Genomic DNA, 24,872 nt, shown 5'->3' on the forward strand with positions numbered 1-24,872 from the left:
CGTTAACAAAAGGACCTTCTTTATAAATAGAATGGAGTGATTACAATAGCTAGTTTTAGAAAACGTAAAGACAGATGGGAATATCGGATTAGATACAAAGAGATGGGAAAATATAAAGAAGCCTCTAAGGGTGGATTTAAAACAAAAAAAGAAGCTCAATTAGCTGCCGCTAAAGTTGAAGAGAAAATAGCTAACGGAGTTGACGTAAACAGTCATAATATAACATTTAATGACTATATGTATGAATGGTTAAATATTTATAAAAAGGGGACTATTTCTGAACGAACGTATACAAATTACGAAAAGAACATCCGATTGTTCATATTACCCACATTTGGTGATGTAAAATTAAAAGATTTAACTCGTGTTAAATATCAAAAATTCATAAATGACCTTCTAAAGACACGCAGTAAGAAAACCGTAGCACAGATTAACGCTACAATGCACAATGCATTAGAAATGGCAGTTTATGAACTTGAAATTCTCACTAAAAATCCTACAAATAAAATTAGTATCAAAGAACATCAAGTAATCGACAAGCGATTAGAAATTAAATGTTTTGACATAGATGAATTACAGTCATTTTTGAATTATGTTTTGAATGAACAAGCTTCTTTTAAATACTACTCCCTGTTTATGTTTTTGTCCAGGACTGGTCTACGAATTGGAGAGTGTTTGGCTTTACAATGGGATGATATAGAATTTGATAAAAAACATGTCTATATCAAAAAAACATTAATTACCATTCAAAGAAATCAACCTATTAAATTCGGACCACCTAAAAATAAAAGTAGTATCAGAACACTTACTCTGGATGATTCTACTTTAGCACTTTTAAAGCAGGTAAAAATAGAACAAGCTAAGAATACTTTGAGAAATGGGGAATATTACAAGGATTATAACTTTGTATTTACCAATGAAGATAACTCTTGTATGTTGCGAGCTACAGCACTAGTATTTTTAAAAGAAACATGCAAAAAGGGTAAATTTGAATTTATTAAATTGCATGGTTTCAGACATACGCATGCTGTTCATCTTCTACAAAGTGGTGCAAATATAAAATACGTTTCTGAACGTCTGGGGCATTCCACCATCAACATGACAGCGGATGTTTATCTACATGTAACACAATCTATGGAAGCAGCTGCAGTAAATCAATACGATGAGTTTTTAAAAACATGTGGGCAAATTGTGGGCAAGCGGTTTTGACAAAGTATATAAATCGCTTGAAACAGAGGTATTTTATCCTTTATAATGATAATACTGTATTATGATGAAACCCTGTTACTAACTGTTCATCCGATTCCATATGTACTTCTGGAAGTTCTAGCGCTTTTTGAATCAACGGCGTGAAATCATCTTTTTCAATTTTTTGTACACCCTCTAAACCTGCAATATCATATGAAAAGAATCGATCAGAGTATGATCCTTTAATTGGCATAACACAGTTCGTTGTCGCTAATATCGCACCTGTAAATTTTTCAAAAAGACGTCGTTGATCATACCATGCTTTACCGATGTTTCCTTTTAAATGTTTATATTTTTTCAGCTGCGGATATCCGTGTGCTGGTAACATTTCAGAATGCGTATAAATATTAACTTCTTTTCCTTCTGTTTGTTTTAATAACTCTTCTAATGCAAATAAATTATGGCCAGTAACTACAATTGCTTTACCTTCTACATGGTTTTGTGTAATTTGAACAGGCTCTGGAACACCAAAATGATTCGTATGTGCCTCATCTAACAACTCCATCACTCGTAAAGCGGATTGCCCTACTTTCATAGCCATATCAATATGTTCTTGTTCGTTAAAGTTAGAATTGGTTAATGTCATATACAATGCTTCTTGCGTCGTAGCATCTACAAATGCATCCGTATACCCTAGCTGAGCAGCATGCGTACGATAAGCAGCAATTCCTTTTAATCCAAACACAATCGTATCTTGTAAACTTGCAATTGTTTCATTTTTACCGCAAACACCTATTACTTTACATCCGCCTGTTGGCGTTTGTTCACATTGATAACAAAACATGATCATCCCACCCTCTCCCAATCATTCCTTACAAATCAAGCATAATACCCATTGAGGAAAAGGGATGTGATATCAATCACAATAACATATAAAAATTTGTGATAGTTCACATTGTTGACATAATATTTTTACTGTATCCTGATATTCATACTTGCACATGATTTATTCGCATCATATATCGGCGCACTTTTACGGAATACAAATATCATATCCACCTAACATTTCACAAAATTTTCCTTACTGATGGTACAATTAAAGGTATGGAGGGATAATATGGTATACATGATGTTTTATTACGGAACACTGTTTCTTATACTTGGTATTGCAGTATTTCTGTTTATTATGGCTGGGTCACGAAAAATTAGGAATAAAAATCTTTCATTCATATTGATTGGTTTAGGGGTAAATATACTTGCAAGTCCAGTGGCCCTTTTTATAGGGGTGATGGCAACAGATTCTCCATATAGTACGAGACTTGATTTTTGGAAAGGTTTTTTCTTTATTCAAGGAATACCTCTTTGCTTACTACTTATAGCTTTCATTTGGTGGCTTATTCGCCCGCCAAAAGTAACGGTTCAAACGAGTATTGAAAAAGAACTTGAACAAAATAGTAAAAGCACTAAGAAAAAAGCGACACGGAGACGTCCCATTACTGCCTTACGTATCTTAATTCCAATTATTTTAGTAGTAGGCTGTTTGTCTTACATTTTGTATTTACAGGACATTACACTTAAAAAAAGTCATTCTCCAAATAATAAAAATACGATTAAAGTAGTGAAACTAGATTCAGACTCTTCTCTTGGTCCCGCTCCCGTCAGAATTAAATACGGCTTATGGGAACATTTTGACACAAGTATTGCAAATGACGGGGAACGTCTCGACTCCTCAGACGTTTCCATAGATTGGAAAAACGATTATGAAGCAACGATAACGCTACGAGAAAAAGAATCCGTACCCGAAGTTGTGGAATTTAACATATCCAATAAATCCAATGGTCCTGTTTTTAAGAAGGTACAAAAAGTGGTCAGTTCCTTTACCTTTCAAAAAAGTGAATCTCCAAATCTCATAAATATTATCGAGCTTAGAGAAACAATAAAATCAAAAGGACCAAGTCCCAGTTCAACTGTAAGAATCTATTATGGGAAAAGAGGTGGCATTTTAGAAAAATATAAAGAGGTCACTCTTAAGGAAATGTATACGACAGACAACTTCAATATCAATTGGAGAAACGATGAACAAGTACAGGTAGAAGTAATAGAAGAAAATGTAGTAACAACTAGCATTGTGATTGATGTGTCAAAGTAAGTTTTTTCACATGTTATAACTGTTTTCTACCTGGCACTTGAGAGATACATAGTATTTACAAACAAAAAGATTTATAAACATGATGAGCCCCCTCTTTCTTTACAATACATTTACACTATCTTAACATTACTTACATTATTTATATGATATATTTATATAGAAATACTTAAGAAATTTCATGTACATTGTTATCTTTATAATCTCTGATTTAATTGATAAGAGATTATGTTATATTTTCATACCAGGGGTGAATGAGGATGACTGAAACTTTAAAAACACTTATAATGCTTGATGCTACTTACGTTGTTATAGCAATTATGACGGTACTGGTATTTGTATACTTGGAATTAAAATCTCAGTAACATATGCAGGCTTCGCATTTAAATATAATTAGAAGAAAACGAGGAGAAAATTATTTCTCCTCGTTTTTTTATTTCAACAAATCCAATGTATGTAAAAGTAATCCTCTGTCCCCTACTTCTCCATGACCAGGCACTACTGCATTTATATTTCTATAGCGCGTCAACACGTTCTCAATCGATGTAGACCATTCATTTACATAAGCATCAGCCACGTTTCCTAAATCTTTAGCGGACGCTGATTTCACTAAACAGCCCCCAGCTAAAATATTGTATTGCGGTAGCCATACGACGATATTATCTTCTGTATGTCCTTTCCCTGGATAAAACGTTTCTACTTTCATATTTCCAAACTTCAAATTCGTACTGGTTTGTAAATCTCCAAGTGGTTCTTCATAACCATTTATCTTTGCTAATTCTGCAGTCAATGCTGTACTATGCGCTTTAATGCCTCTTTCTTTCAACGTTTTTAATCCGCCAATTCGATCAGCGTGCGCATGTGTAATAATGACATCCGTTACGCGCTTCTTAAATTTCTTTTCTACCATCTCTATTAATTCCTTCGTTAACTTATCATCCCAAGAAGAGTCGACAAGTACTAACCCTTTAGAAGTAGTGAGAACTAGACCGTTCGAAGGAACTGCTTCTCCGTTAAAATAACCTAACTCCGTATGAACCCACACATTTTTGTTTAACTGAGAAATTGAAATGGTTCCTGTCTCATTTTTCATTACTTTTTGCTCTAGCTTTTGTTCCGCTTTCACAGAAGAAATCGTACTAATAAATTGAGTTGCTCCTAGTAAACTTACACATACCCCTACTTTTAATAATGTATTTTTCATTTTCTCCACCCTTTCTTTCAAACAAAATAGTTATTACCTATATTAGACAATTCATCTCAAATGTTTGTTCCATCTTTTCTTACATATTTTTCATAACATTAATAAAAAGCACACAAATTTTGTACGCTTTAAAACTTAATCTTTTATTCCATAATTTTCAAACTCTTCCTCGTTCCCATAAAATACATTCAAATCAATATACTTCTCTTTTCCATTATAACCATTTAATCTCCCGCGGTTCGTGTATTGCCAAAACGTCCACTTTCTCTCATCAGATAAACTCGGTTCTGTAAAAACACTACGAATCCATATATCACATTGGGGATACGCATTCTTTATATACAAATCATATGCCTCTTGAGTTGCATACAATATTACTTTCTTACCGTAATGTTTTTCTAACATTTCAATCATGACCGACAACTCTTTCACAACATCTTTACGCTTAGGGGGATTATCTTTTTTGTCAGCATAAAACTCAACATCAATTACGGGTGGCAATGCTTGTTTATATTTTGAAACAGTTCGTATATATTGCTCTGCTTGTGTTTCACCCTTACTATCAAAACTAAAAAAATGATACGCTCCGACGCGCATACTTGTCTTATTCGCATTCGTCCAATTTTTCGCAAAGTACTTATCCACAAATGCGCTTCCTTCAGTAGCCTTTATAAACGCAAACTTCATATTTTGCTTTTCCAACTCCCTCCAATCTATATCACCTTGATACGATGCGACATCTACACCTTTTATTTCATACTTATCCGCACTTATTTGATTCGGAATAAATATGCCTTGAAAAACTAAGTAAGCGACAACACTCATTACACTAATTAAGGTAAAGACTCCTCCTATAATAAGCTTCTTTTTCATCCGTATCCCCCATCTTTACAAATTAAAATCCTACCTACCATTCACGCTTTTTATTTATCCTCATTTTTTCTTCAAATGCCTTCCCTAAATCAATTTCTAATTTGTTTGCTAAATCACATACATTCCAAATGACATCAAACATTTCTAAACCAATCTCTCTTTTCGAATCTTGTATTTTATCACGCTTTAATATAACTTCCGCTAATTCACCTAATTCCGCCATCGCATACATTGTACGCTCTTCAATTGTTGTATCTTGAAATCCTTTTTCTTTACTGAAATTTGATACATATCTCTGGAATTCCACAATATCCATACTTAATCTCCCTTCATGATAAATACTCCGTTTTTCTATTACACTTAAAATCAAAAATGTATTTTGTTAAATTATAACATTCATACTATAATTTATTTACAGCCCTTTAACGGAGGTGTTTTCAATGACTCTCTTCGCTTCTCCATCATTATTCATACTAGCAATCATTTCATTTGCACTAGCCTATTTCATCGGAGTTAAACAATACACTTGGCTCTTATCAGGATTCAATGAACGCAGTGTACCAAATAAAGGAAAGTTATCGAAAATAGTTGGCCTTTATAATTTAACTGCTGGTGCTATTGCCACAATTGGTAGTGTCTTCACTACTCCTAATGTCAAAATCTTATTTCCTAATCATTATAATTGGCCACGTTATAATCGCTGCTTATGTAAATACACGTATGGTAAAATGAAAAAGATCACCCAAATGGATGATCTTTTTTATAATTTATCAACATATTGCTTCGCTTCTAATAAGGAAAAACCAAAAGCTTCTCTGACTCTCTTAACTGCTGTAACTGTTTTTCCTTCCTCCATAAGCTGACGCAACTCTTTATTAATTTCAGGTTCTCTATCTATAATTCCCATTTCTTTCGTAATTAGCTGTAATCTATCTTCCATTCTCTTTAAACGTGCATCCGTTTTCTTTTCGATTCTATTTAATTTTTCACCAATATAAATAAAGCCAAAGACCGCTATCGGTATGATCATCCAAAATTCCATGACTATTCCTCCTCATTAGCTTTCATTTGTTTTATTTCACTAACTTATGTAAATTTTACCACAAGACACATTTAATGTATAATAGTAATATACAACACTATTGATAATACCTTTTATTTTAGGGGGACACATTATGAAAAGATTTTTTAAGACGTTACTACAATTTGTAGTTCTTTCATTTGCACTACATGTATTATTTGATATCATTGGCTGGCTTGTTTTCAATGCGCCAATTCAAAACAAACAAATCATTATTTCCTTACTAACAACCTCATGGCTAATGTACATGTACCGAGATAAATTTTTTAAAACATTCACTTCGAATTAACTAAAAAAAACTTCATCGATAAAAGATGAAGTTTTTTCTTTTTCTCTCATTCTCTCTATTAACTACTGTATAATAGAACTAACATTCTGTCTTTTCGAAGAAAGGAGTCACTATGAACTTAAAAAGTAACAATATATACGAAAAAATGAACCAATATTCCGTTGCAGGTTTAAGCCTTGCCGTTATACGTGACGGCACACTAGACGAAGTCGCTACTTTCGGAACACTTGAATCTGGAACAACTAGAACTGTCACTACGGATTCCATATTCAATTCTTGTTCAATTAGTAAATTCTTCACTACAATGCTTGTATTAACGTTATCAGATCAAGAAATCGTGCATTTAGACGAAGACGTAAATGTTAAACTCACATCTTGGAACATACCTACCAATCTATTTACCTCCCATAAAAAAGTCACATTGCGAAATTTATTAAGTCACCAATCTGGAATTATTGATCCTCCTAATAGTTTTGAACATTATACACTTGTACAAGGGCGACCAAACATGTCTGAAATCCTTGTTGGTAAAACATCCTATTGCCCAGTACCGATAGAGATAACTTATAAACCAGAAAGTGAATTTCACTACTCTGATGCAAACTTTTGTATTATCGAACTACTACTTGAAGATATAACCTGAAAAACATTCAACCTTTTACTTGAAGAATATATCTTTCAGCCACTGCAGCTGAAGAATAGTAGAGTATTTTCTACTGAAGATATAAAAAAAATGGAGGCCTTTGCTTGTGGGCATAATAAAGATGGCACCGTTACAAATGAGAAGTATCCATTTTATCCATTCGCAGCTGCTTCAGGTATTTGGACAACACCAACAGACTTATCAACTTTAGTAATTGAAATCATTCATTCCTTGCAAGGACAGGGCAGACTAAAACTTTCTCAAAAATTAATACAAGATATGATTTCTCCTCAAGGTTGCTCAAAATGGACTGGGTTAGGGGTTTTTCTAGATGATTCGAATGAAGACTTACAAACGTATTCACTTGGATGGGGCGTTGGATTTCAATGTATGCTAGTATGCTATCCATACCGAGGTAATGCTGCTGTTATAATGACGAACACTGACTTAGGTGTTCATCAAATGGAAGGGATTATTGGTGACGTCTTAAAAACGTTATCCTTATAATGAAAAGAAAGAAGCTGTTCCTTCCAGCTTCTTTCTTTATATTATATTTTTCGCAACAATTTTTATATGTTCTGGTGCGATAATCTCCGTTATACTTTCTTGGAAATCTTCCTGCAACATTTCTTCAACATGTTCTAACTGCACTTCAACATGTGTGCATTCTAAATTATGTATATTTAATAATGCATAATGATCTTTTTTCTTAATTACTAAATATTGATTTTCCTCTGTTACAAGTACAGAGCCTAATCGTACCCCTAGCAAGCGTTGATCATCAAACTTCACAACCATTTCCCCCTTCCTTAATCCAAAACGCGACCTCTATGTAATAAAATAACATCTTAGGTAATCTATTCTTTATAAACTATATCACAATTTATTAAAATATAGATATCATATTTCCTTTCACTAAAAATCCTTATTCTTTCATATATTTCGATACAAAAAACTTTCTCAACATAAAATTAGAATTTTCAGTTTTTATTCCCGTGAAAATCTATTATAATAAAGTTAATAAATGATTGACCTCTCCTAATTCATGTACATATGGATGATCAGTAGTTGTTGCTACTGATCTATTTTTTTGATTTCAGAAAGTAAATACGCTGCATCCTTTCCTACACCACAAATAAGTGCAGAGCCCCTTTGAGATTGCCACGGCAAACCGATATAATATAATCCTTTTACTGGACTTATTCCTCTTACATGATTAGGAAATCCATTCCCATTCACTGCCTTTTCTATTTCAATCCATTTATAGTTCTGAATAAAACCAGTTGACCATATAATGCTTTCTGCACTATATGTGCCACCATTTTGAAAGATAATATTATTCTCTGATGCACGAACCACTTTTTCCTCTAGTTTAATTGCCCCACTACGAATAAGTTTTTTACCTGCAAAACCAAAAATAGGATCCTTTCTCTTCTGAAACCACTTTCCCCTCTTTGTATTTAGCTCAGCGTACAATAAACCCAATTTTTCTAACCAACTAAAAATACTTTTTCCAAAAAGATGTAACGGTAAAAATGTTAGCGGATGACTGATAGACATTGTAACTTCATGAGTTTTTGCAAGTTCTACTGCGATTTGCATTCCGGAATTCCCGCCACCTACTACTAGTACTTTTCCCTTAGGAATTTGTGATGGTGATTTATATTGTGATGAATGTACTTGAAAAACATGCGATGAAAGATGTTGTGAAAATGAGGGGATGTATGGTTGCTGAAAACCACCTGTTGCGATAACAACCTTTTTTGATTGTAAAGTTTCTGTAGGAGTATGTAATTCGAATATATCTTTTTCTTTCTTTATTTTAAAAATTTCGGTTTGCAATTGGACCGGTAATGTAAAGTGCCTTGCATATTCTTCTAAATACGTTGCCATTTCATCTTTACATGGAAATCCCTGTCCTTCTCCTTTTACTATCATACCTGGTAAACTACTGTATTCCCTCGGTGTGAAGAGCTGTAAAGAATCATATCTATTTCTCCATGAATCCCCAATTCGGTTTCCTGCCTCAAGTAATAAAAAATTATACCCTTCTTGCTTCAAGTAATATCCCATTGTTAATCCAGCTTGACCAGCTCCAACGATAATTATATCTTTCATTCTAATCCCCTCCCTCTCACAATACATGAATACTTGTTCATATATTCATACGTTTCTGTAATCATAACACTTTATTTTTACATCATTCAATATTTACTCAAAATAAAAAAGAGCAGTTTATTATAAAGTAAACTCCCCTTCATTCTATCTTCCCAGTCTTTAGTGCCTGTGCCCAGTCATGCCTTTCCTGTTGAACAGCTAACCCCGCAGCTTCTTCCCAATTATAAGGAACTGAAATTTTTTCAATTATCCATTCTCCAAAAACCTCTTCTATCACTACATATTTTGCGTGCGGGGTTCCCGACTCCATTTTATGTATAACAGGTAATTCATCTTTGTATGCAGGAAGTCCTACACTCCCTGGATTTATAACTATCTTACCGTTTGCCAAATAAACAACTCTAGGAATATGCGTATGACCACATACTATTATTTTTTGTTCTATATTTTGGAGTTGATCCAATATATTTTTTTCACTCTTTAATACTGCACCATTCTCGTCCATCTCTTCTAGTAAATACACCTCATCTGAAGTTGGTGTACCATGACAAAATAAAATATCGTCTACAATACATTGCGAAGGATGTTGTTTTAGCCAATCTATATGACTTTCTGTTAATTGATTTTGGACAAAAGTTAGTGCAGCAGACTGCTCTTGTATAGGTTCCCAAAGCATGCGATCGCAGTTTCCCTTAATATGTATCATCTCGTTATTCATTAATATTTCAATTGTCTCTAAAGGATCTAACGGCCCATACACGCTATCGCCTAAATTGATTATCATTTCGACATTACGACGTGCAATATCTTTTAATACAGCTTTTAACGCGTGACTATTTCCATGAACATCTGAAATGATCGCTATTTTCCTATTCATTGTAGCACCTACTTTGATAAATTATTTAGGATATCTCAATTTCTAAACCTTTTCCTCATAAAATATAATTCTATTTGAAAACGGATCAATCACAGTTAATTCCATTGTATCCCACGGTGTTCTCTCTATATCAGGTTGTGAATACGCATATTCTTTATTCAATAATATGGAATGATAATCCTCTACATTATCTATTTTGACCCGAATCGCACCGCCTGGCGAAGCATCCCCATGATGTTCTGATAAATGTATTACAGCATCATGTAACGAAATTTGCATATATAATGGCATATGTTCCTCATACCGATGTTCCCAATCCATTTTAAATCCTAAAAAATCTATGTAAAATAGCTTTGCTTTTTCAATATCAAAAATTCTAAATATAGGTGTAATCATTTATAATCTCCTCCTATTTATAAACATCTGCCGCTAGTTCCCTCAAAACATCCACATTCACTACTTCAAAGCAACCATTGTTTTTCTTTATAATCTCTTTATCACAAAAAATATTTAATGTACGTAATAGATGTCGATAACTCGTTCCTAACAATTCAGCTGTTTCCGTTAAATTCCCACTAAACACAATTCGATTTCCGTGCTGCACCGCTCGTTCCCCCGCTGCTAACATGTAACTCGCCAATCTATTTTCAAGTGGATATAGTAAATTAATTGTACTATTTTTTGAAAGTCGATTTAACTTATGTGCTAATGATCCGCAAATACATCGTAAAAATTTCGCATCATGAAATAATTGATTTCTCACTTTCCCTAAAGGTAAACCAACACAATATGAATCTGCCATCACTTGTACGTTTGAAGCAGTCTTTTGGGAATGAATTAACTCCACATCCCCTAACAGCTGCAAACTATCATAAAAGCATAATAATACAGATTTACCGTTACTTAATGTATTAAACGCTTTCGCTTTTCCCTCAACGAAGAAAAATAAATAATCTATCTCTTCATTTTCTCTACAAATAAACTCGTTCTTTTTAAAAAATATGAGTTCCATATACGGTTTCATATCATTACTAAAAAAGGAGTCAATATTATTTTGTTTCATATACTCTGCTAATTTAATAGAATTACATATTTTCTTCATAGTTCCCCCGCCTTTACAACTCATCCCCATTGTAATCAAAATTTTCTTCTTCCACTATGACATATGTCATAGTAATACACAATTTCAGCATGATACATTCATTACAAATATGAAATACAAAGGGGATATTACATTGTATAACTTTCTTTCTGTCTTTATTGGTGTGCTCATCGCCGTTATGCTTCCATTGAATGGGATTTTATCTGAATTAATTGGCAAGTATACAGCAAGCGTTGTCATTCACCTTGTCGGTTTAATTGCAGTTATTTTCGTTTTAATCATAAACAAAAATAAAATTCGTTTCGATAAAGGTATTCCACTTTTTCTATATAGTGCTGGAGCAATTGGGGTATTCACTGTTCTTTTTAATAATATAAGTTTCTCTGTCCTTGGTGCCTCTATTACGATCGCATTAAGTTTACTTGGTCAATCCATTGCTTCCATCGTTATTGATCATTTCGGCTTATTAGGAATGAAAGTTGCAAAGTTTGAAAAGAAAAAACTAATTGGATTATGTTTCATCTCTTCCGGAATTATAATCATGACAATTTATTAATGGAGGCAGAAAAATGTTATATATTACGATCGCTATTTTAGCTGGTGTTTCTATCGTTGTGGCTAGAATTATTAACGCAAATTTAGCAGCGAAGATTGGAAATTGGGAAGGCACGTTTTTTAATTATATTACTGGATTATTTTTCTCTATGTTATTTTTAATTTTCAGCTCAGATTCAATGTACATTCCTGTTCATACGTTGCAGTCTATTCCTATCGCTGTTTACTTAGGAGGATTAGTAGGCGTTATCGTTATTTCATTATCCAACTATATCACTCCTAAAATATCAGCATTTTATTTAACGTTACTCATCTTTATTGGACAATTATTTGCGGGGACTATCATTGATTTCATCTTGTCACACGAACTCTCTATGGGCAAAGTTGTCGGTGGTATTTTCGTACTAATCGGGCTCACTTACAATTTACTCGTGGATCGTCCGATAAAAACTGTGAAGCATAACCAAGTTCAACTATAATACTTTGTGCTTACCTATCATATATTAATAGAAACACTCTTCATACGAAGTAATAGAGAGGAGAATATTCTATTAAGAAAATCATTTTACTGCTAGGTAGCGCATTGATTATTTTTGGTATCGTATGGTTTTTAAATTCAGGGAAATCTATTCAAGATTTCTATACAGCAAATAAACCAAAGAAGAAAGCTACTATCATTTCAACGCAAAGAGACCCGAATGAGCCCCCTGTCTTTTTAGGAAAACAGGAAATAAAAGATATACATGTCGAGTCAATAAAAACAAAAAAGGATATCTTTCTCACGAAAACAGATGAATTAAAAACTTTCATTAACAGTATGGATACCGCCAAAAAAGGAAAATTAACATTAGATGAAGAAGGATCAGATTTAATAGATTGTGATATGTGGATTACTTTCGAAGATGGAACTTATAAAAAATATTTCATATGGGTAGTTGACCATCACAATAACGAAGTAATGATTGCTCAACAAGATACTCCTGATGATGTAAACCTTACGTACTATCAATTAAATGAAGACAGTTCCAAAAAAGTTTATAACTTATTTAAAAAAATTATTTAAACGAAAAGTCATGAGCGAATAAACTCATGACTTTTTGCACTATATATATTCTGGGAACACTTTACATCCCTTTTCCTGTTCTATATCATGTCCAAAGAAAACAATCGGCTTCTCTTTCATTACAACTTCTTTTAAACGTTTAATTGAAGATAAAGCTAATTCTGGATCAAATCCAGCAAACGGCACTTCATCTTCAAAATTCTCTTTCGTATAAGATGCATCAATCGTTAATAATACAGGACCAGATTTTTCTGTCTTAATTAATAGTGACTGATGCCCCGGAGTATGTCCTGGTGTATACAATAATTGAACTCCTGGTACTACTTCATAATCCCCTTCAATGATTTTGTAGTTTAAATTCGGCAATTTACATTCTTTCATATATTCTTCACTATGTTGTGCCGCCTCATATTCAGCACGCTGTACAAAGATTGGTGTATTTATAAATGCGCCATTTCCTCCTGCATGATCAAAATGCAAGTGAGAACTAATAATATAAAGAAGGTCTTCCGGCTCATAACCAACCCGTTTTAAAATATTCACGATTCTATCTTCTTCAGTCATTTTCGGTAAAACCTGCCCTTCGACAAATGTACCGTTAAAAAGACCTTCATTATTAACCGCACTTTCTGGCATACCTGTATCTACTAAAATAAGCCCCTCTTCTGTATCCAGAAGATAACACCATACAGGTAAGTTCAATAAATTTCCCGGTGTGAGCATGATCTAACATACAACGACCTGCTGGGATGAAATAAAGCTTCTTTACTGTCATTATGTATCCACCTTTACATTTAGTTTTGAATAAAGTCCACAGTAAAAAATTCCTCCTGTTAGAAATAAACTCCTTCTCTTCTTTCACTGTTTCAACTATTATTTTTGAGTCATTCACAAATTCTCCTTATATTATTAATTTCTATTCGTTATTTCCCTAAAAATTGAGAGTAAGAAATCAACTGTTTGTATTTTCAAATATGAAAAGGATACACACTTAAACGAATGTTACATATAAAAGAACCGACTACCTATATGTTGAGAAAGGAGTCGGTTCTTTTTTTTATTTATTATTGCTCTTTATGTGCGGCGAACTGAGATTATAAAAGGTAATATGCTATTGTTTTTCCACTGTAATATTTCCGTTATGTGTGTTTAATTTAATTACATTTTCTCCTTTTCCAATAACCGTATTTCCATTATATTTATCAAGGATATTCGCTCTACCATTGTCAACACCAACATTAAATTGAACATTAGTTGGTTCTTTTTCAGTTGCAATATTAATTTTTCCATTGTGAGTCGTAAAATTGAGATTTCGATCCAATTCATTCGTTTTCAGAGTAAGACTTCCATTTTTAGTTTGCCCCTCTATTTCACCTTCAACATGGTCTAGCATTATTCGTCCATTGTTCGATTTCACATGAATATTTTGTGCCAATACATCTTTGAAATCCATAATTCCATTGTTTGTTTCTGCGATAATTTTTGGCGAATTGATCTCTCTTAATTCAACACGTCCATTGCTTGTATTGATATTAAAATGGGTTACGTTTAGTTTCTTAGCAGCAACGTAGCCATTATTATTGGAAACTTTTAATGAATCATATTGTTTTTCGGGTAGATACACATTTAATGTTAATGGCGCCAATACTTCAGAAATATTAAAGTTGAACCAGCTCTGTTGTTTTTCTTTGTAAGAAATGAGAAGCGTTGAATCTTCCTCATCCGTAGCTAATGTTCTTTTTACGTTTGGATTGACCTCGCCATCTAATTTTACTTTCACGTTACTATCTGTTGTAGAATTGATGTTAACACGAACGTTATTCGTATCGATAATGACGCTTGACACATTATTATTATTAATGACCTTTTCTTCTGAAATTGGTACTGCATCAATTGAACGATAAGTGAATAAACTTCCGATAATACCAATAATGAAAATAATACCTGCAATGATTGAAAGACTCTTTTTATTTATCATGCTTCAAACCACCTTTTACTAATGCTATATTGAACTTTAAATAACGAACAAATCCATTCTTTGCTAGCTTCGTTAAAAATAACATAGCAATAACAATGAAATATCCAAGTCCACAAAGTGCTAAAGAAATAAAAAGATTAAATAGTAAGAATGTATTTGGATGTATGATAGTATCAACTAAAACAAGTAATGGTGCACCTAAAAATGAGATACCTAGAACCCATCCTGAAAAAATCAATGCCGCTAATGTAATTGCAGGTGCAAGCACGATTAACAAATTGAAAAAACCTAATCCAATTACTGCCCAAATTGCCCGGAAAACATTTCCTGTTGTCGCACTTGTTGTTACTTTCTCAATATGATAATCTGCTAATAACTCTTTGGCAATTTGAGCTGGAGAACCTAATGAAGCTGCAATTTCTTCTTCGCTTTTCCCTTCCTCTAATCCGAAAGTAAAATGTTCTTCATAATCTTTTAAAATATCTGCACGCTCTTTATCAGATAACCTTTTTAGAGATACATTTAATTGTTGTAAAAATTTATCTTTCGTCATTACGTACACCTTCTTTAATTAATTGATTGACACCTTGTGAAAACTCATTCCATTCCTCCAAAAGTTGATACAAATACGTTCTACCTTTATCCGTCAGTGTATAGTACTTTCTTGAAGGCCCTTCTGAAGACTCCTGTAAATACGTTGTAAAATATTCTTCCTTAGTTAGCCTTCGAAGAAGAGGATAAACAGATCCTTCTGATATTTCAATTTGATTGGATATACTTCGAACTAATTCATATCCATAACGGTCTTGCTTATCAAGTAAGACAAGAACACAAAGTTCTAAAACTCCTTTTTTAAATTGTACATTCAATATTCATTCACCCTATTCTAATTGACATCAACTACTGTTTATTATTCAGTACTGTTTTATAATAAGTAACTACAGGTATAACATAACACTTAGTATTGTTCATTGCAAGGTACACTACAAAAATAAATATATCTTTCTGCTTATAAAATCAAAACGATGGCTGACCCTCTCCAGTTACAAAGTTCTAAATGAGACAGAAACAGGTATTTTTCAAAATGGAAAAGACTCAACTTTTTTACATAATGACACTTTACCTACTATAATAAAAGAGAAACACTCTTACTTTAATGGAGGGAATACAAATGAAAGCAATTGGTTTACATGAATACTTACCTATTGAAGAAGAAAACAGTTTAATTGATATTGAAGTTGAAAGACCTGTTGCTACAGGAAGAGATATACTCGTTAAAATTAACGCTATTTCCGTTAACCCGGTTGATACAAAAGTTCGCTCTCCGAAAGATAAAAAAGAAGATGTAGCGAAAATACTCGGCTGGGATGCTAGTGGTGTAGTCGTACAAACGGGCGAAGGTTGTACGTTATTTAAAGAAGGCGACGAAGTATTTTACGCTGGAAGCATTACGAGACAAGGTACATATAGTGAATACCACCTAGTTGATGAAAGAATCGTTGGTAAGAAACCTAAAACGTTAAATGATGCTGAAGTTGCAGCACTTCCTTTAACGGCTATCACGGCTTGGGAAGGTTTATTTGAACGTTTAGGTATTGATTATAATAAAAGAGATGAGAATACATTCAAAAACATTTTAATTATTGGCGGTGCTGGTGGTGTTGGCTCGATTGCCATTCAACTTGCAAAATGGGCTGGACTGAATGTAATCACAACTGCATCCCGCCATGAAACGATACATTGGGTTGAAAAATTCGGTGCCGACTATATCATTAACCACCACCAACCTTTACAAGATCAAATATTAGAGTTTGGACTAAAAGACGTAGATTATATTTTCTGCTTAAACAATACAGATCAACATTGGCAAGCAATATGTGACCTCATTAAACCACAAGGAAAAATCTGCTCTATCGTAGAAAATGAGCACCCTCTTGAGATGGGCGTTTTAAAAAGCAAAAGTGCTACATTCGTTTGGGAGTTTATGTTCACAAAAGCAATGTATGAAACTGGCGATATGATTACGCAGCACGAACTATTAAATAAAGTAAGCGAACTACTAGATGAAGGTATTTTAAAGACTACATTAAATGAAACATTATCACCAATTAACGCTGAAAATGTAAAGAAAGCACATGCACTGCTTGAAAGCGGAAGTACAATTGGGAAAATCGTTTTAGAAAAGTTTTAATAACAAAAAGTCCGATTTCCAAATGAGGAATCGGACTTTTTACTTATCTTTATTTACTTGAAATCTCTTGATCATTTTGAATATCTAACGGAGGTCGTTTCCCTATTCCGAAAGCGTAGAAACTAATTGTTACGATAGCTAAGAAAACAATACCTACAACTAGTGAAATACGCGTATCATCGTTAAACCACATTCCGATTAATACCATAATTAAAAAGGCAATCGTCAAATAGTTTGTAACAGGAGCAAATGGCATTTTGAACGGATGATCTTTCATCTCTGCCCCTTTTGCTTTTCTAAAATTAATTTGACTTATTAAAATGACGAACCATGGTACCATACCAGGAAGTACACTCGCACTATATACATATACGAATAAGTTTTTCGGTGCGATATAACTTAATACAACACCAACCGCTAAACCGATAATTACACCAACTGTACCGAATAATGGTACACCATTTCCAGAAAGTTTCGTGAAATATTTCGGCGCTTGTCCATTTACACCTAACGTATACAGCATACGACCCGCACTATAAATACCACTATTACAACCAGACATTGCCGCTGTAATAACGACGAAGTTAATAAGTCCAGCTGCTGCCGTAATACCAACCTTCGCAAAAGTTGCTACGAATGGACTACCAATTGTACTTAATTGATCCCACGGATACACAGTTACAATAACGAAAATAGCACCAATATAGAATATTAAAATACGCCAAATTGTACTTTGAATCGCTCTTGTAAGTGTCTTCTTCGGATCCTTCGCCTCACCAGCAGTAATACCGATTAATTCCACCCCTTGGTATGCACCAACTACAAGTGATAATGCAAAGAAGAACCCTGAAAAACCACCTGTAAAGAACCCACCATTTGCCCAAAGGTTAGATATACCAATCGCTTCTCCGCCGTTACCAATTCCAAAGAAAATAAGTCCAAACCCCGCAATAATCATTAATAGAATTGTAACGATTTTAATCATCGCAAACCAAAATTCAAATTCACCAAATGACTTAACAGAAATTAAATTAGCTGCTCCAAGAATAACCATTGCGATTACACCTGGTATCCAAGCTGGTAAGTCCGGGAACCAATATTTCATATATGCTCCGACCGCAATGATTTCTGACATCCCAACGATAACCCACTGGAACCAGTTACTCCACGCTGTCATATAACCAGCTAACGGATGAATATACTTATGGCCGAACGTCGCAAATGAACCTGTACTCGGCTCCATATACAACATTTCGCCCATCGCACGCATAATGAAGAAGATAAAAATACCCGCAATTGCATACGCAAGCATTACTGACGGACCTGTCCATTTAATCGTGCTGGCTGACCCCATAAACAAACCAACACCAATCGTTCCGCCTAAAGCAATCATTTGAATATGACGTGCTTCTAAGCCTCTTTTCAATTCTTTGTTTGCCACTTCACTTCCCCCTCTTAGATGATTCATAGCCGCATTTTAAAACAAGATTCTTTCCCCTAATTCCTTTCGGCCCTGAAAATGATGAAGCAAACATCATTTTAGGCTAACTTTAAAGCTATCCTAAAATCGTTTTTTGCCTCTTACAAAATTCTCAAAACCTTTCATCTTCCAATATTCTATAAATCTTAAAATTACTTACCTTATATTAATTCATTTATCTGAAAAGTTCAATTATTTTTTCAATAAATTATTATACATAAGTCTGATTAATTTTTAACTAAATTAACAATAAAATACATCTATTCAATATGCTTCCTGCATGAATATTATTACAGTATAAATAACCGAGGAGAGTATTTCTTCCTCGGCTTCATACTGCATGTACTTCACTAATTATAGTTTGTACTATAATTGCTTACACATACAATTAACACATCACGTATAAATTTAATATATTAGTAAACTACAAAGTCACTAACTTCTGTATCTCTTATTTATCGCGTTATCACAACTAAAAATTCTCTATCTCCATCCCCTACTTTAAGAAAAATATAATTACACTTAAATCTACCAACAATACCTTTAATTTTTGTTCGTATATCCACTAATCATTTTCATAAAATATAAAAGAGTCTCATTAAAAAAATGAGACTCTTTTACTATTTCATATTTAAATCATTTTTGAAGTTTGTTTCTCTAAAATAAACACTTTAGTAAACACCATCATGATAACTACTATAGCTAGAAAATAAAGTGGCATCACGAGTAACGAGCCCGTGTGCAGCTGACTCATTCCCCAAATTGTCATCGTTACAATTACATAGTACCCTAAGCTAAACAAAGCTCCTGCTGTACCAATGACATCTTGAAAATCTACTAATGCTAAACTTAAGCAATTAGGTAACGCTATCCCAATTCCTAATAGCAATATAAACATCGCTACTAAAAATACAATCATATATATTATATTAGGATTTGTTCCAACAAACGTAATAACTGATAAAAGGATAGCTCCTCCTGTCATTACAAGACAACCGATATATATAATCTTCTCTGGTTTATTTGTGGCAAGCAATCGTTTTGAAACTTTTGCTCCAATAATAGAAGCGGAAGCAACAACAATTCCTAAAAATCCATACATACTAGGCGATAACTGAAAGTATTCAATAAAGATAAACGGCGCTTCTGCATAGTAGCTAAATAAAACACCATTCGCTCCTCCAATTAATAACCCATATGTTACTACTTTCGGATTTGTAATTAACCTCTTCAAGACTGAAAACACATTTATTTTATTCGTTACTGAGTCCGTTTTTGTTTCCGGAAGAGAAACAAACGTATACAGAAAAATTCCGAAACTCATAATTACTAAACTTAAAAATACGATTTTAAATCCAAACATTTGATCAAGAAAGCCACCAATTAACGGTCCTATCGCTGGTGTAAAAGCAATGACTGCCGAAATTTGAGCAAACATAACATGCCTCTTATGCCCTTCTACACTTTCACGAAGAATCGTTTGTGTCACAACAGAGCCAGCACTTGCTCCAAACGCTTGAATAAAACGACTTAGCAATAAAACTTCAATGGAATTTGCAATAAAGCATAAGAAACTTCCAGCGCCATATACAACAATTCCAAATAACATCGCCGGGCGACGGCCAATTATATCCGATAACCAACCAATAAAAAATACACCTAAAGCAAATCCAGCAAAATACACACTAAGAGTTAACTGTACCTCATTATTACTTACGTGTAGCGCCTTTGAAATATCAGGTAAAGACGGTGTTTAAATCGTTTCACTAATTTGCGGAAATGCAACAAGAATAATCATTAACAAAAGTGATGGTACTGAGACTTTTTTCATTTTTCATACCCTCCTATAACTTTGAAAATCTCAGAAATAAAAAGACTTTCCTAAGCTACGGAACAGGAGGGGCCATTATAGAAATTCGATCATAAAACAACAAAGAAAACACCTCAATTACGTATGTTAATACTTATAGGAGGGTAATATTAACATTGATTTTTTAAATATACTTTTTCAATTATATTACATATTACATTTCTTTTTCTAGTGTGGAGCCTTGAAGAATTTGTTAAAAGGATAACTTGAAGCAACCACCTTTTTGTGGAATAATTAGAAATAGTTTGAATCTATAGTTCTAATTATTAAACGATAGACTAGCATATTTCTAATTTCGCAAAGCTTACAAACAGGAGGATTTTTGTAATGATTGAAATTTTAAGGACAGTAATAAATTTCCTAATTGCTCTATTCTCAGGAGAATTACCAATTGTATATTATGTGTGGATTATTACCCTATTCCTAATTCAAATAAGCCAATCTACTCTGAATTATAGACTCTTTAACAAGAAAGATAATTTCAGTATTTATATATCTGAAGGATTACTCGCTTTTATTATTTTATTGTTTGGAGGCATGTTAGTATCTAAGTTACTTGCTTACATAATAGACGATCCTACTATTAGTATGACAAATGTAACACATTATTTTATTTCTCTTATTATATTAACTATATTTGTCGTCATAAGCTGTCTTAAAAATTTTATAGAAACATCTATCAAAAATAAAAATGTGTCTCTTTTTAGCTTTTTAGTAGTTTCCTTAATAACAAGTATACTTTCATTCAAGTTTTTATCACCTTTAATCGAAGGTTCTTTTTCTCTTTCTAAATCTTTTATAACCACTTTAATCATTCTTGTAACTATATCAATTCCTCTATTAATTGCCTTAGAGGAAAAGTATGCAGATGAAAAATAATTCTTGCATTTATAGTTTGAAATTGAGTGTCTATTCTTTTTTAGCCGTGTAACTAAAAAAATAACTGTCATTGAATCAAAATTTAAGCAGAAATGAGGACTACAATTGAGCATTGAACAACAATTATATGATGCAGTGAAAAGGTTAATTGACCAAAGATACCCACATGGTTGGGGCGGAGCTGCAGCAATTCGTGTAGAAGATGGATCCATTTATACAAGTGTGGCCCCTGACGTAATAAACGCTTCAACAGAACTTTGTATGGAAACAGGTGCAATTTTAGAAGCACATAAGTTTCTTAAGAAAGTTACACATTCGATTTGTCTTGCAAGGGAAAATGAGCATTCTGAGTTAAAAGTATTATCGCCTTGTGGTGTATGCCAAGAACGTTTATTTTATTGGGGACCAGAAGTACTATGCGCTATTACAAATTCTAAACAAGATATTATTTTCAAACCGTTAAAAGAGTTACAACCATACCATTGGAGCGAAGCATATCATGATGAATTCGTAAAAGAATGGAGTACGAGGTAAAGTGAAATCTGCTCGTAAATAGAGAAGAATAAAAATGATTCAATAAAAAAGCACCGTCACAAATGACGATGCTTTTTCTATGTAAGAGCTACTAGAAGGTTCCCTTCTAGCCTACTCCCATTTATAAGTCCAAAATTGTTCAAGTTGCAGCCATTTTAATGTTGCTGCATCTTTGTTTTTGATTTTTGCGTGTGTTTCTTCTAACATCGCTTCTGTTTGTGAACGATGCGCACCTAGTGCAGCTAATTTATGCTCGAATACTTCACTAATATTATTTACAACATCCGGCTCACCTAATACAGCTTCGCGATTTCTCGTAATCGCAACGGCATGAATGACTGGACGCTCTTCTTTTTGCATACGTGATACAGCGCGAACTACAGCGCGGCCAAATGCATCATGATCTGGATGTACGCCGTGCTCTGGATAAAATGTAATAATTCGAGATGGATTTACTTCTTGAATGATTGCCTCAATTTTATCTGCAACGAAATCAACATCTTCAAATTCTAACGTTTTATCATGGAAACCAAGCATTCTTAAATCTTGAATTCCCATCGCTTCACATGCATCTTTTAATTCTTTTTCACGGATATTTGGAATCGTTTCACGGTTAGCAAATACGTTTTTCCCCATGTTACGTCCCATTTGTCCTAAAGTACCACATGCATACGTTACAGGTACTCCTTGATCTGTTAATAAGCGAATTGTTCCTCCCGCCGCAAATGCTTCGTCATCTGGATGCGGAAATACAACAAGTACATGTCTCTCCATAAGTTTCCCTCCTTCTTACTTAAATGGTGTTAAGCTTAACTCAAGTGCAACTGCTAAGCGACCTTGATTATCATGCCCTGCAAGTAATAAACGCTCTTTATCGTCTACTTCCCAGTGCGTAATACCTTCTGCATATACCCAACCATGATCCATTTTCAAACCAACTCGGTATGGATTCGTTCCAGTAATCTTCCCGCGCTCAAAGCGAATAATTGCATTTCGAATGAATGCTCCAACTGTCATCATCTTTTCATTAAAGTGTGACGCATACGCTCCGTTCGTTGTTTCTAAATGAATATATACATCTTTATTTACAAAACGTTCAATTTCATTTTGAATAAGAGAACTATCTTTTACTATTTCCATCGGAATTCACCTCTTTAAACCATTTTACGCAAAAATAATGTAAATTGCTATCTCTATATTAGAGGACAGCGCCCACTTTTCCTAATAATTTGCACTATGTTTTTCATATTTTTTATATGATATGTAAAAATCATATTTTTTCCTTCACTTTGTTAAATAGTTTTCTTTCTTTTTTTGAATTTGCTACAATATATTTTATCCCGTATTTATGCAGCGAGATACATTTCAACAATTGAATACATACTTTAAAGAAGGTGACATGATTGGAACAATCAGCACATGAAGTAGCAAATTGGCAATATTATTTTGCAATTGCCGTATTTTTAATCACGTACGGATTTATTATTTCTGAGAAATTGAATCGTGCTGTAATTGCACTATTCGGCGCTGCTATTATGATTATTTTTGGAGTTGTAGATTTACATACCGCTTTCACATCACATATTCAATGGGAAACGATCACCCTTTTAATTGGGATGATGATTCTCGTACATATTACGAGTCAATCAGGCGTATTTGAATTTGTGGCCATTAAAGCGGCAAAAGCAGCTGGCGGAAAACCAATCCGCATTTTATTATTACTATCCCTATTAACTGCTGTCGGTTCTGCCTTTTTGGACAACGTAACAACTGTTTTATTAATCGTACCTGTTACACTATCCATTACACGTATTTTAAAAGTAAACCCTGTTCCTTATTTGATTTCAGAAGTGCTATTTTCAAATATAGGCGGAACAGCAACATTAATTGGTGACCCACCGAACATTATGATTGGATCAGCAAATAAACATTTAGATTTTAATGCCTTTTTACTGAACTTAGCTCCAATTGTAATTATTATTTCTATCGTTACACTTGGCATTATTTACTTTATGTATCGTAACAAACTAAAAACAACACCTGAGCAAATCGAAAAACTTATGGTATTAAACGAAAAAGATTATATTAAAGATCAAAGCCTCCTTTTAAAATCGATCACGATTTTGGGACTAACTATTTTAGGCTTTATCCTTCATTCTGTTATTCATGTAGATGCTGCCGTTGTCGCGATGACAGGCGCTACACTTCTTATGCTAATTGGAGTAAAAGAACATGATATTGAAGATGTATTTGCCCACGTTGAATGGGTAACCATTTTCTTCTTCGCCGGACTATTCGTTCTCGTTGGCGGGTTAATTGATATCGGACTTATTTCTTCACTCGCAAAAGAAGTACTCGACGTAACAAATGGCGATATCGGTTTCGCTGCGATACTTATTTTATGGGTATCAGGCATCGCATCTGCGACAATTGACAATATCCCCTTTGTCGCAACGATGATCCCGCTTATTCAAGACTTAGCTACAGGACTCGGATTATCTGTCGACTCTCCGCAAATTGAAGTACTATGGTGGGCGTTATCACTTGGAGCTTGCTTAGGAGGAAACGGAACATTAATCGGAGCATCCGCAAACGTAGTCGTTGCTGGTATTGCAAAACGTGAAGGACATGCTTTCTCTTATATGGACTTCTTAAAAATTGGTTTACCGTTAACAATTATTGCGCTATTGTTATCACATGCTTACATATATTTACGTTATTTAATGTAAAAGTTGTATTGCATGAAATTATATCGTCAAATACAAAAGGTTTGCAGCACTATGCTGCAAACCTTTTTTTCA

The 24,872-nt window shown here is 33.7% G+C and carries 25 protein-coding genes and 5 pseudogenes; 12 read left to right on the forward strand and 18 right to left on the reverse strand.

The features are described from left to right. Nucleotides 1–45: 45 nt before the first annotated feature. Nucleotides 46–1,209 (forward strand): site-specific integrase, encoded by a 1,164-nt coding sequence (locus PDL00_RS15845; protein ID WP_270730354.1) that lies wholly within the window; start codon nucleotides 46–48, stop codon nucleotides 1,207–1,209. 43 nt (nucleotides 1,210–1,252) lie between these two features. On the opposite strand, the pseudogene PDL00_RS15850 reads toward PDL00_RS15845, so the two are convergent. Continuing rightward, nucleotides 1,253–2,032, reverse strand: a pseudogene (locus tag PDL00_RS15850) (hydroxylamine reductase); the annotation flags it as partial. Between the two features lie 273 nt (nucleotides 2,033–2,305). On the opposite strand from PDL00_RS15850, the gene PDL00_RS15855 reads away from it, so the two are divergent. Continuing rightward, the gene (locus PDL00_RS15855) at nucleotides 2,306–3,337 is read left to right on the forward strand and encodes an MFS transporter (RefSeq protein ID WP_242254760.1); all 1,032 of its coding nucleotides are present in this window, start codon (nucleotides 2,306–2,308) and stop codon (nucleotides 3,335–3,337) included. Between the two features lie 430 nt (nucleotides 3,338–3,767). Here PDL00_RS15855 and bla2 read toward each other — a convergent pair whose 3' ends face one another. The 3 genes from bla2 to PDL00_RS15870 all read right to left on the reverse strand — a co-directional run bounded on the left by bla2 (nucleotide 3,768) and on the right by PDL00_RS15870 (nucleotide 5,727). Then, nucleotides 3,768–4,538: a BcII family subclass B1 metallo-beta-lactamase gene (gene bla2 / locus PDL00_RS15860; RefSeq protein ID WP_270730044.1), complete on the reverse strand. Its 771-nt coding sequence runs from the start codon at nucleotides 4,536–4,538 to the stop codon at nucleotides 3,768–3,770. A 135-nt stretch (nucleotides 4,539–4,673) separates the two neighbouring features. Beyond that, nucleotides 4,674–5,411: a glycoside hydrolase family 25 protein gene (locus PDL00_RS15865; protein WP_270730045.1), complete on the reverse strand. Its 738-nt coding sequence runs from the start codon at nucleotides 5,409–5,411 to the stop codon at nucleotides 4,674–4,676. Between the two features lie 34 nt (nucleotides 5,412–5,445). Next, nucleotides 5,446–5,727, reverse strand: a complete 282-nt coding sequence (locus PDL00_RS15870) for a MazG nucleotide pyrophosphohydrolase domain-containing protein (RefSeq protein WP_242254763.1) — start codon at nucleotides 5,725–5,727, stop codon at nucleotides 5,446–5,448. Nucleotides 5,728–5,851: 124 nt separating this feature from the next. Here PDL00_RS15870 and PDL00_RS15875 point away from each other — a divergent pair. Then, nucleotides 5,852–6,143: pseudogene (locus tag PDL00_RS15875) on the forward strand (DUF3784 domain-containing protein). A gap of 28 nt (nucleotides 6,144–6,171) precedes the next feature. On the opposite strand, the gene PDL00_RS15880 reads toward PDL00_RS15875, so the two are convergent. Beyond that, nucleotides 6,172–6,453, reverse strand: coding sequence for a hypothetical protein (locus tag PDL00_RS15880; RefSeq protein ID WP_242254766.1), 282 nt, complete (start codon nucleotides 6,451–6,453; stop codon nucleotides 6,172–6,174). Nucleotides 6,454–6,586: 133 nt separating this feature from the next. On the opposite strand from PDL00_RS15880, the gene PDL00_RS15885 reads away from it, so the two are divergent. After that, nucleotides 6,587–6,781, forward strand: a complete 195-nt coding sequence (locus tag PDL00_RS15885) for a hypothetical protein (RefSeq protein ID WP_242254768.1) — start codon at nucleotides 6,587–6,589, stop codon at nucleotides 6,779–6,781. Between the two features lie 112 nt (nucleotides 6,782–6,893). After that, nucleotides 6,894–7,931: pseudogene (locus PDL00_RS15890) on the forward strand (serine hydrolase domain-containing protein). 36 nt (nucleotides 7,932–7,967) lie between these two features. Here the strand turns inward: PDL00_RS15890 and PDL00_RS15895 are convergent. The 5 genes from PDL00_RS15895 to yeiL form a co-directional block, all read right to left on the reverse strand. Further along, complete coding sequence (locus PDL00_RS15895) at nucleotides 7,968–8,216, reverse strand: hypothetical protein (RefSeq protein ID WP_061677634.1); 249 nt, start codon at nucleotides 8,214–8,216, stop codon at nucleotides 7,968–7,970. Nucleotides 8,217–8,498: 282 nt separating this feature from the next. Beyond that, on the reverse strand, nucleotides 8,499–9,542 hold the full coding sequence (locus PDL00_RS15900) for a flavin-containing monooxygenase (RefSeq protein ID WP_270730048.1): 1,044 nt from the start codon (nucleotides 9,540–9,542) through the stop codon (nucleotides 8,499–8,501). Between the two features lie 139 nt (nucleotides 9,543–9,681). Then, entirely contained in the window at nucleotides 9,682–10,419 is a 738-nt protein-coding gene (locus PDL00_RS15905) for a metallophosphoesterase family protein (RefSeq protein WP_270730050.1), read from the reverse strand. Nucleotides 10,420–10,461: 42 nt separating this feature from the next. Beyond that, on the reverse strand, nucleotides 10,462–10,815 hold the full coding sequence (locus PDL00_RS15910; protein ID WP_061677639.1) for a glyoxalase superfamily protein: 354 nt from the start codon (nucleotides 10,813–10,815) through the stop codon (nucleotides 10,462–10,464). 13 nt (nucleotides 10,816–10,828) lie between these two features. Continuing rightward, a complete protein-coding gene (yeiL, locus tag PDL00_RS15915; RefSeq protein WP_061677641.1) occupies nucleotides 10,829–11,521 on the reverse strand; it encodes a transcriptional regulator YeiL in 693 nt (230 codons plus the stop codon). Nucleotides 11,522–11,630: 109 nt separating this feature from the next. Here yeiL and PDL00_RS15920 point away from each other — a divergent pair, with 109 nt between their 5' ends. The 3 genes from PDL00_RS15920 to PDL00_RS15930 all read left to right on the forward strand — a co-directional run bounded on the left by PDL00_RS15920 (nucleotide 11,631) and on the right by PDL00_RS15930 (nucleotide 13,139). Then, nucleotides 11,631–12,077, forward strand: a complete 447-nt coding sequence (locus PDL00_RS15920) for a DMT family transporter (RefSeq protein WP_242241939.1) — start codon at nucleotides 11,631–11,633, stop codon at nucleotides 12,075–12,077. A gap of 13 nt (nucleotides 12,078–12,090) precedes the next feature. Next, on the forward strand, nucleotides 12,091–12,555 hold the full coding sequence (locus PDL00_RS15925) for a DMT family transporter (RefSeq protein ID WP_242254775.1): 465 nt from the start codon (nucleotides 12,091–12,093) through the stop codon (nucleotides 12,553–12,555). Between the two features lie 89 nt (nucleotides 12,556–12,644). Next, nucleotides 12,645–13,139, forward strand: a complete 495-nt coding sequence (locus PDL00_RS15930; RefSeq protein WP_144535124.1) for a hypothetical protein — start codon at nucleotides 12,645–12,647, stop codon at nucleotides 13,137–13,139. A 39-nt stretch (nucleotides 13,140–13,178) separates the two neighbouring features. On the opposite strand, the pseudogene aiiA reads toward PDL00_RS15930, so the two are convergent. The 4 genes and pseudogenes from aiiA to PDL00_RS15950 all read right to left on the reverse strand — a co-directional run bounded on the left by aiiA (nucleotide 13,179) and on the right by PDL00_RS15950 (nucleotide 15,986). After that, nucleotides 13,179–13,914, reverse strand: a pseudogene (gene aiiA, locus PDL00_RS15935) (quorum-quenching N-acyl homoserine lactonase AiiA). Nucleotides 13,915–14,250: 336 nt separating this feature from the next. Continuing rightward, complete coding sequence (locus PDL00_RS15940; protein ID WP_270730055.1) at nucleotides 14,251–15,117, reverse strand: DUF4097 family beta strand repeat-containing protein; 867 nt, start codon at nucleotides 15,115–15,117, stop codon at nucleotides 14,251–14,253. After that, nucleotides 15,107–15,670 (reverse strand): HAAS signaling domain-containing protein, encoded by a 564-nt coding sequence (locus PDL00_RS15945; RefSeq protein WP_132136568.1) that lies wholly within the window; start codon nucleotides 15,668–15,670, stop codon nucleotides 15,107–15,109. The genes PDL00_RS15940 and PDL00_RS15945 overlap by 11 nt, the downstream gene beginning before the upstream one ends. Beyond that, nucleotides 15,657–15,986, reverse strand: coding sequence for a PadR family transcriptional regulator (locus PDL00_RS15950; protein WP_073515771.1), 330 nt, complete (start codon nucleotides 15,984–15,986; stop codon nucleotides 15,657–15,659). The genes PDL00_RS15945 and PDL00_RS15950 overlap by 14 nt, the downstream gene beginning before the upstream one ends. A gap of 302 nt (nucleotides 15,987–16,288) precedes the next feature. Here PDL00_RS15950 and PDL00_RS15955 point away from each other — a divergent pair, with 302 nt between their 5' ends. Beyond that, nucleotides 16,289–17,308, forward strand: coding sequence for a zinc-binding alcohol dehydrogenase family protein (locus PDL00_RS15955; protein WP_242254781.1), 1,020 nt, complete (start codon nucleotides 16,289–16,291; stop codon nucleotides 17,306–17,308). A gap of 49 nt (nucleotides 17,309–17,357) precedes the next feature. On the opposite strand, the gene PDL00_RS15960 is transcribed toward PDL00_RS15955, so the two are convergent. After that, on the reverse strand, nucleotides 17,358–18,749 hold the full coding sequence (locus PDL00_RS15960; RefSeq protein WP_242254783.1) for an amino acid permease: 1,392 nt from the start codon (nucleotides 18,747–18,749) through the stop codon (nucleotides 17,358–17,360). Between the two features lie 670 nt (nucleotides 18,750–19,419). Then, nucleotides 19,420–20,619: pseudogene (locus PDL00_RS15965) on the reverse strand (multidrug effflux MFS transporter). 366 nt (nucleotides 20,620–20,985) lie between these two features. On the opposite strand from PDL00_RS15965, the gene PDL00_RS15970 reads away from it, so the two are divergent. Both PDL00_RS15970 and PDL00_RS15975 read left to right on the forward strand, forming a co-directional pair. Beyond that, the gene (locus PDL00_RS15970) at nucleotides 20,986–21,537 is read left to right on the forward strand and encodes a DUF5823 family protein (protein ID WP_270730061.1); all 552 of its coding nucleotides are present in this window, start codon (nucleotides 20,986–20,988) and stop codon (nucleotides 21,535–21,537) included. 105 nt (nucleotides 21,538–21,642) lie between these two features. Further along, a complete protein-coding gene (locus PDL00_RS15975; protein WP_242254790.1) occupies nucleotides 21,643–22,071 on the forward strand; it encodes a cytidine deaminase in 429 nt (142 codons plus the stop codon). Between the two features lie 111 nt (nucleotides 22,072–22,182). Here the strand turns inward: PDL00_RS15975 and bshB2 are convergent, their stop codons facing one another. Both bshB2 and PDL00_RS15985 read right to left on the reverse strand, forming a co-directional pair. Beyond that, nucleotides 22,183–22,845: a bacillithiol biosynthesis deacetylase BshB2 gene (bshB2, locus tag PDL00_RS15980; RefSeq protein WP_000439468.1), complete on the reverse strand. Its 663-nt coding sequence runs from the start codon at nucleotides 22,843–22,845 to the stop codon at nucleotides 22,183–22,185. Nucleotides 22,846–22,860: 15 nt separating this feature from the next. Further along, nucleotides 22,861–23,211 carry a YojF family protein gene (locus PDL00_RS15985; RefSeq protein WP_000407039.1) on the reverse strand — a complete coding sequence of 117 codons (351 nt, stop codon included), beginning with the start codon at nucleotides 23,209–23,211 and terminating at the stop codon, nucleotides 22,861–22,863. A 263-nt stretch (nucleotides 23,212–23,474) separates the two neighbouring features. Between PDL00_RS15985 and PDL00_RS15990 the strand changes: the two genes are divergently transcribed. Continuing rightward, nucleotides 23,475–24,800, forward strand: a complete 1,326-nt coding sequence (locus PDL00_RS15990) for an ArsB/NhaD family transporter (protein WP_088029411.1) — start codon at nucleotides 23,475–23,477, stop codon at nucleotides 24,798–24,800. Nucleotides 24,801–24,872: the final 72 nt, after the last annotated feature.

This window comes from Bacillus cereus group sp. TH152-1LC, assembly GCF_027710505.1.
GTDB lineage: Bacteria > Bacillota > Bacilli > Bacillales > Bacillaceae_G > Bacillus_A > Bacillus_A mobilis.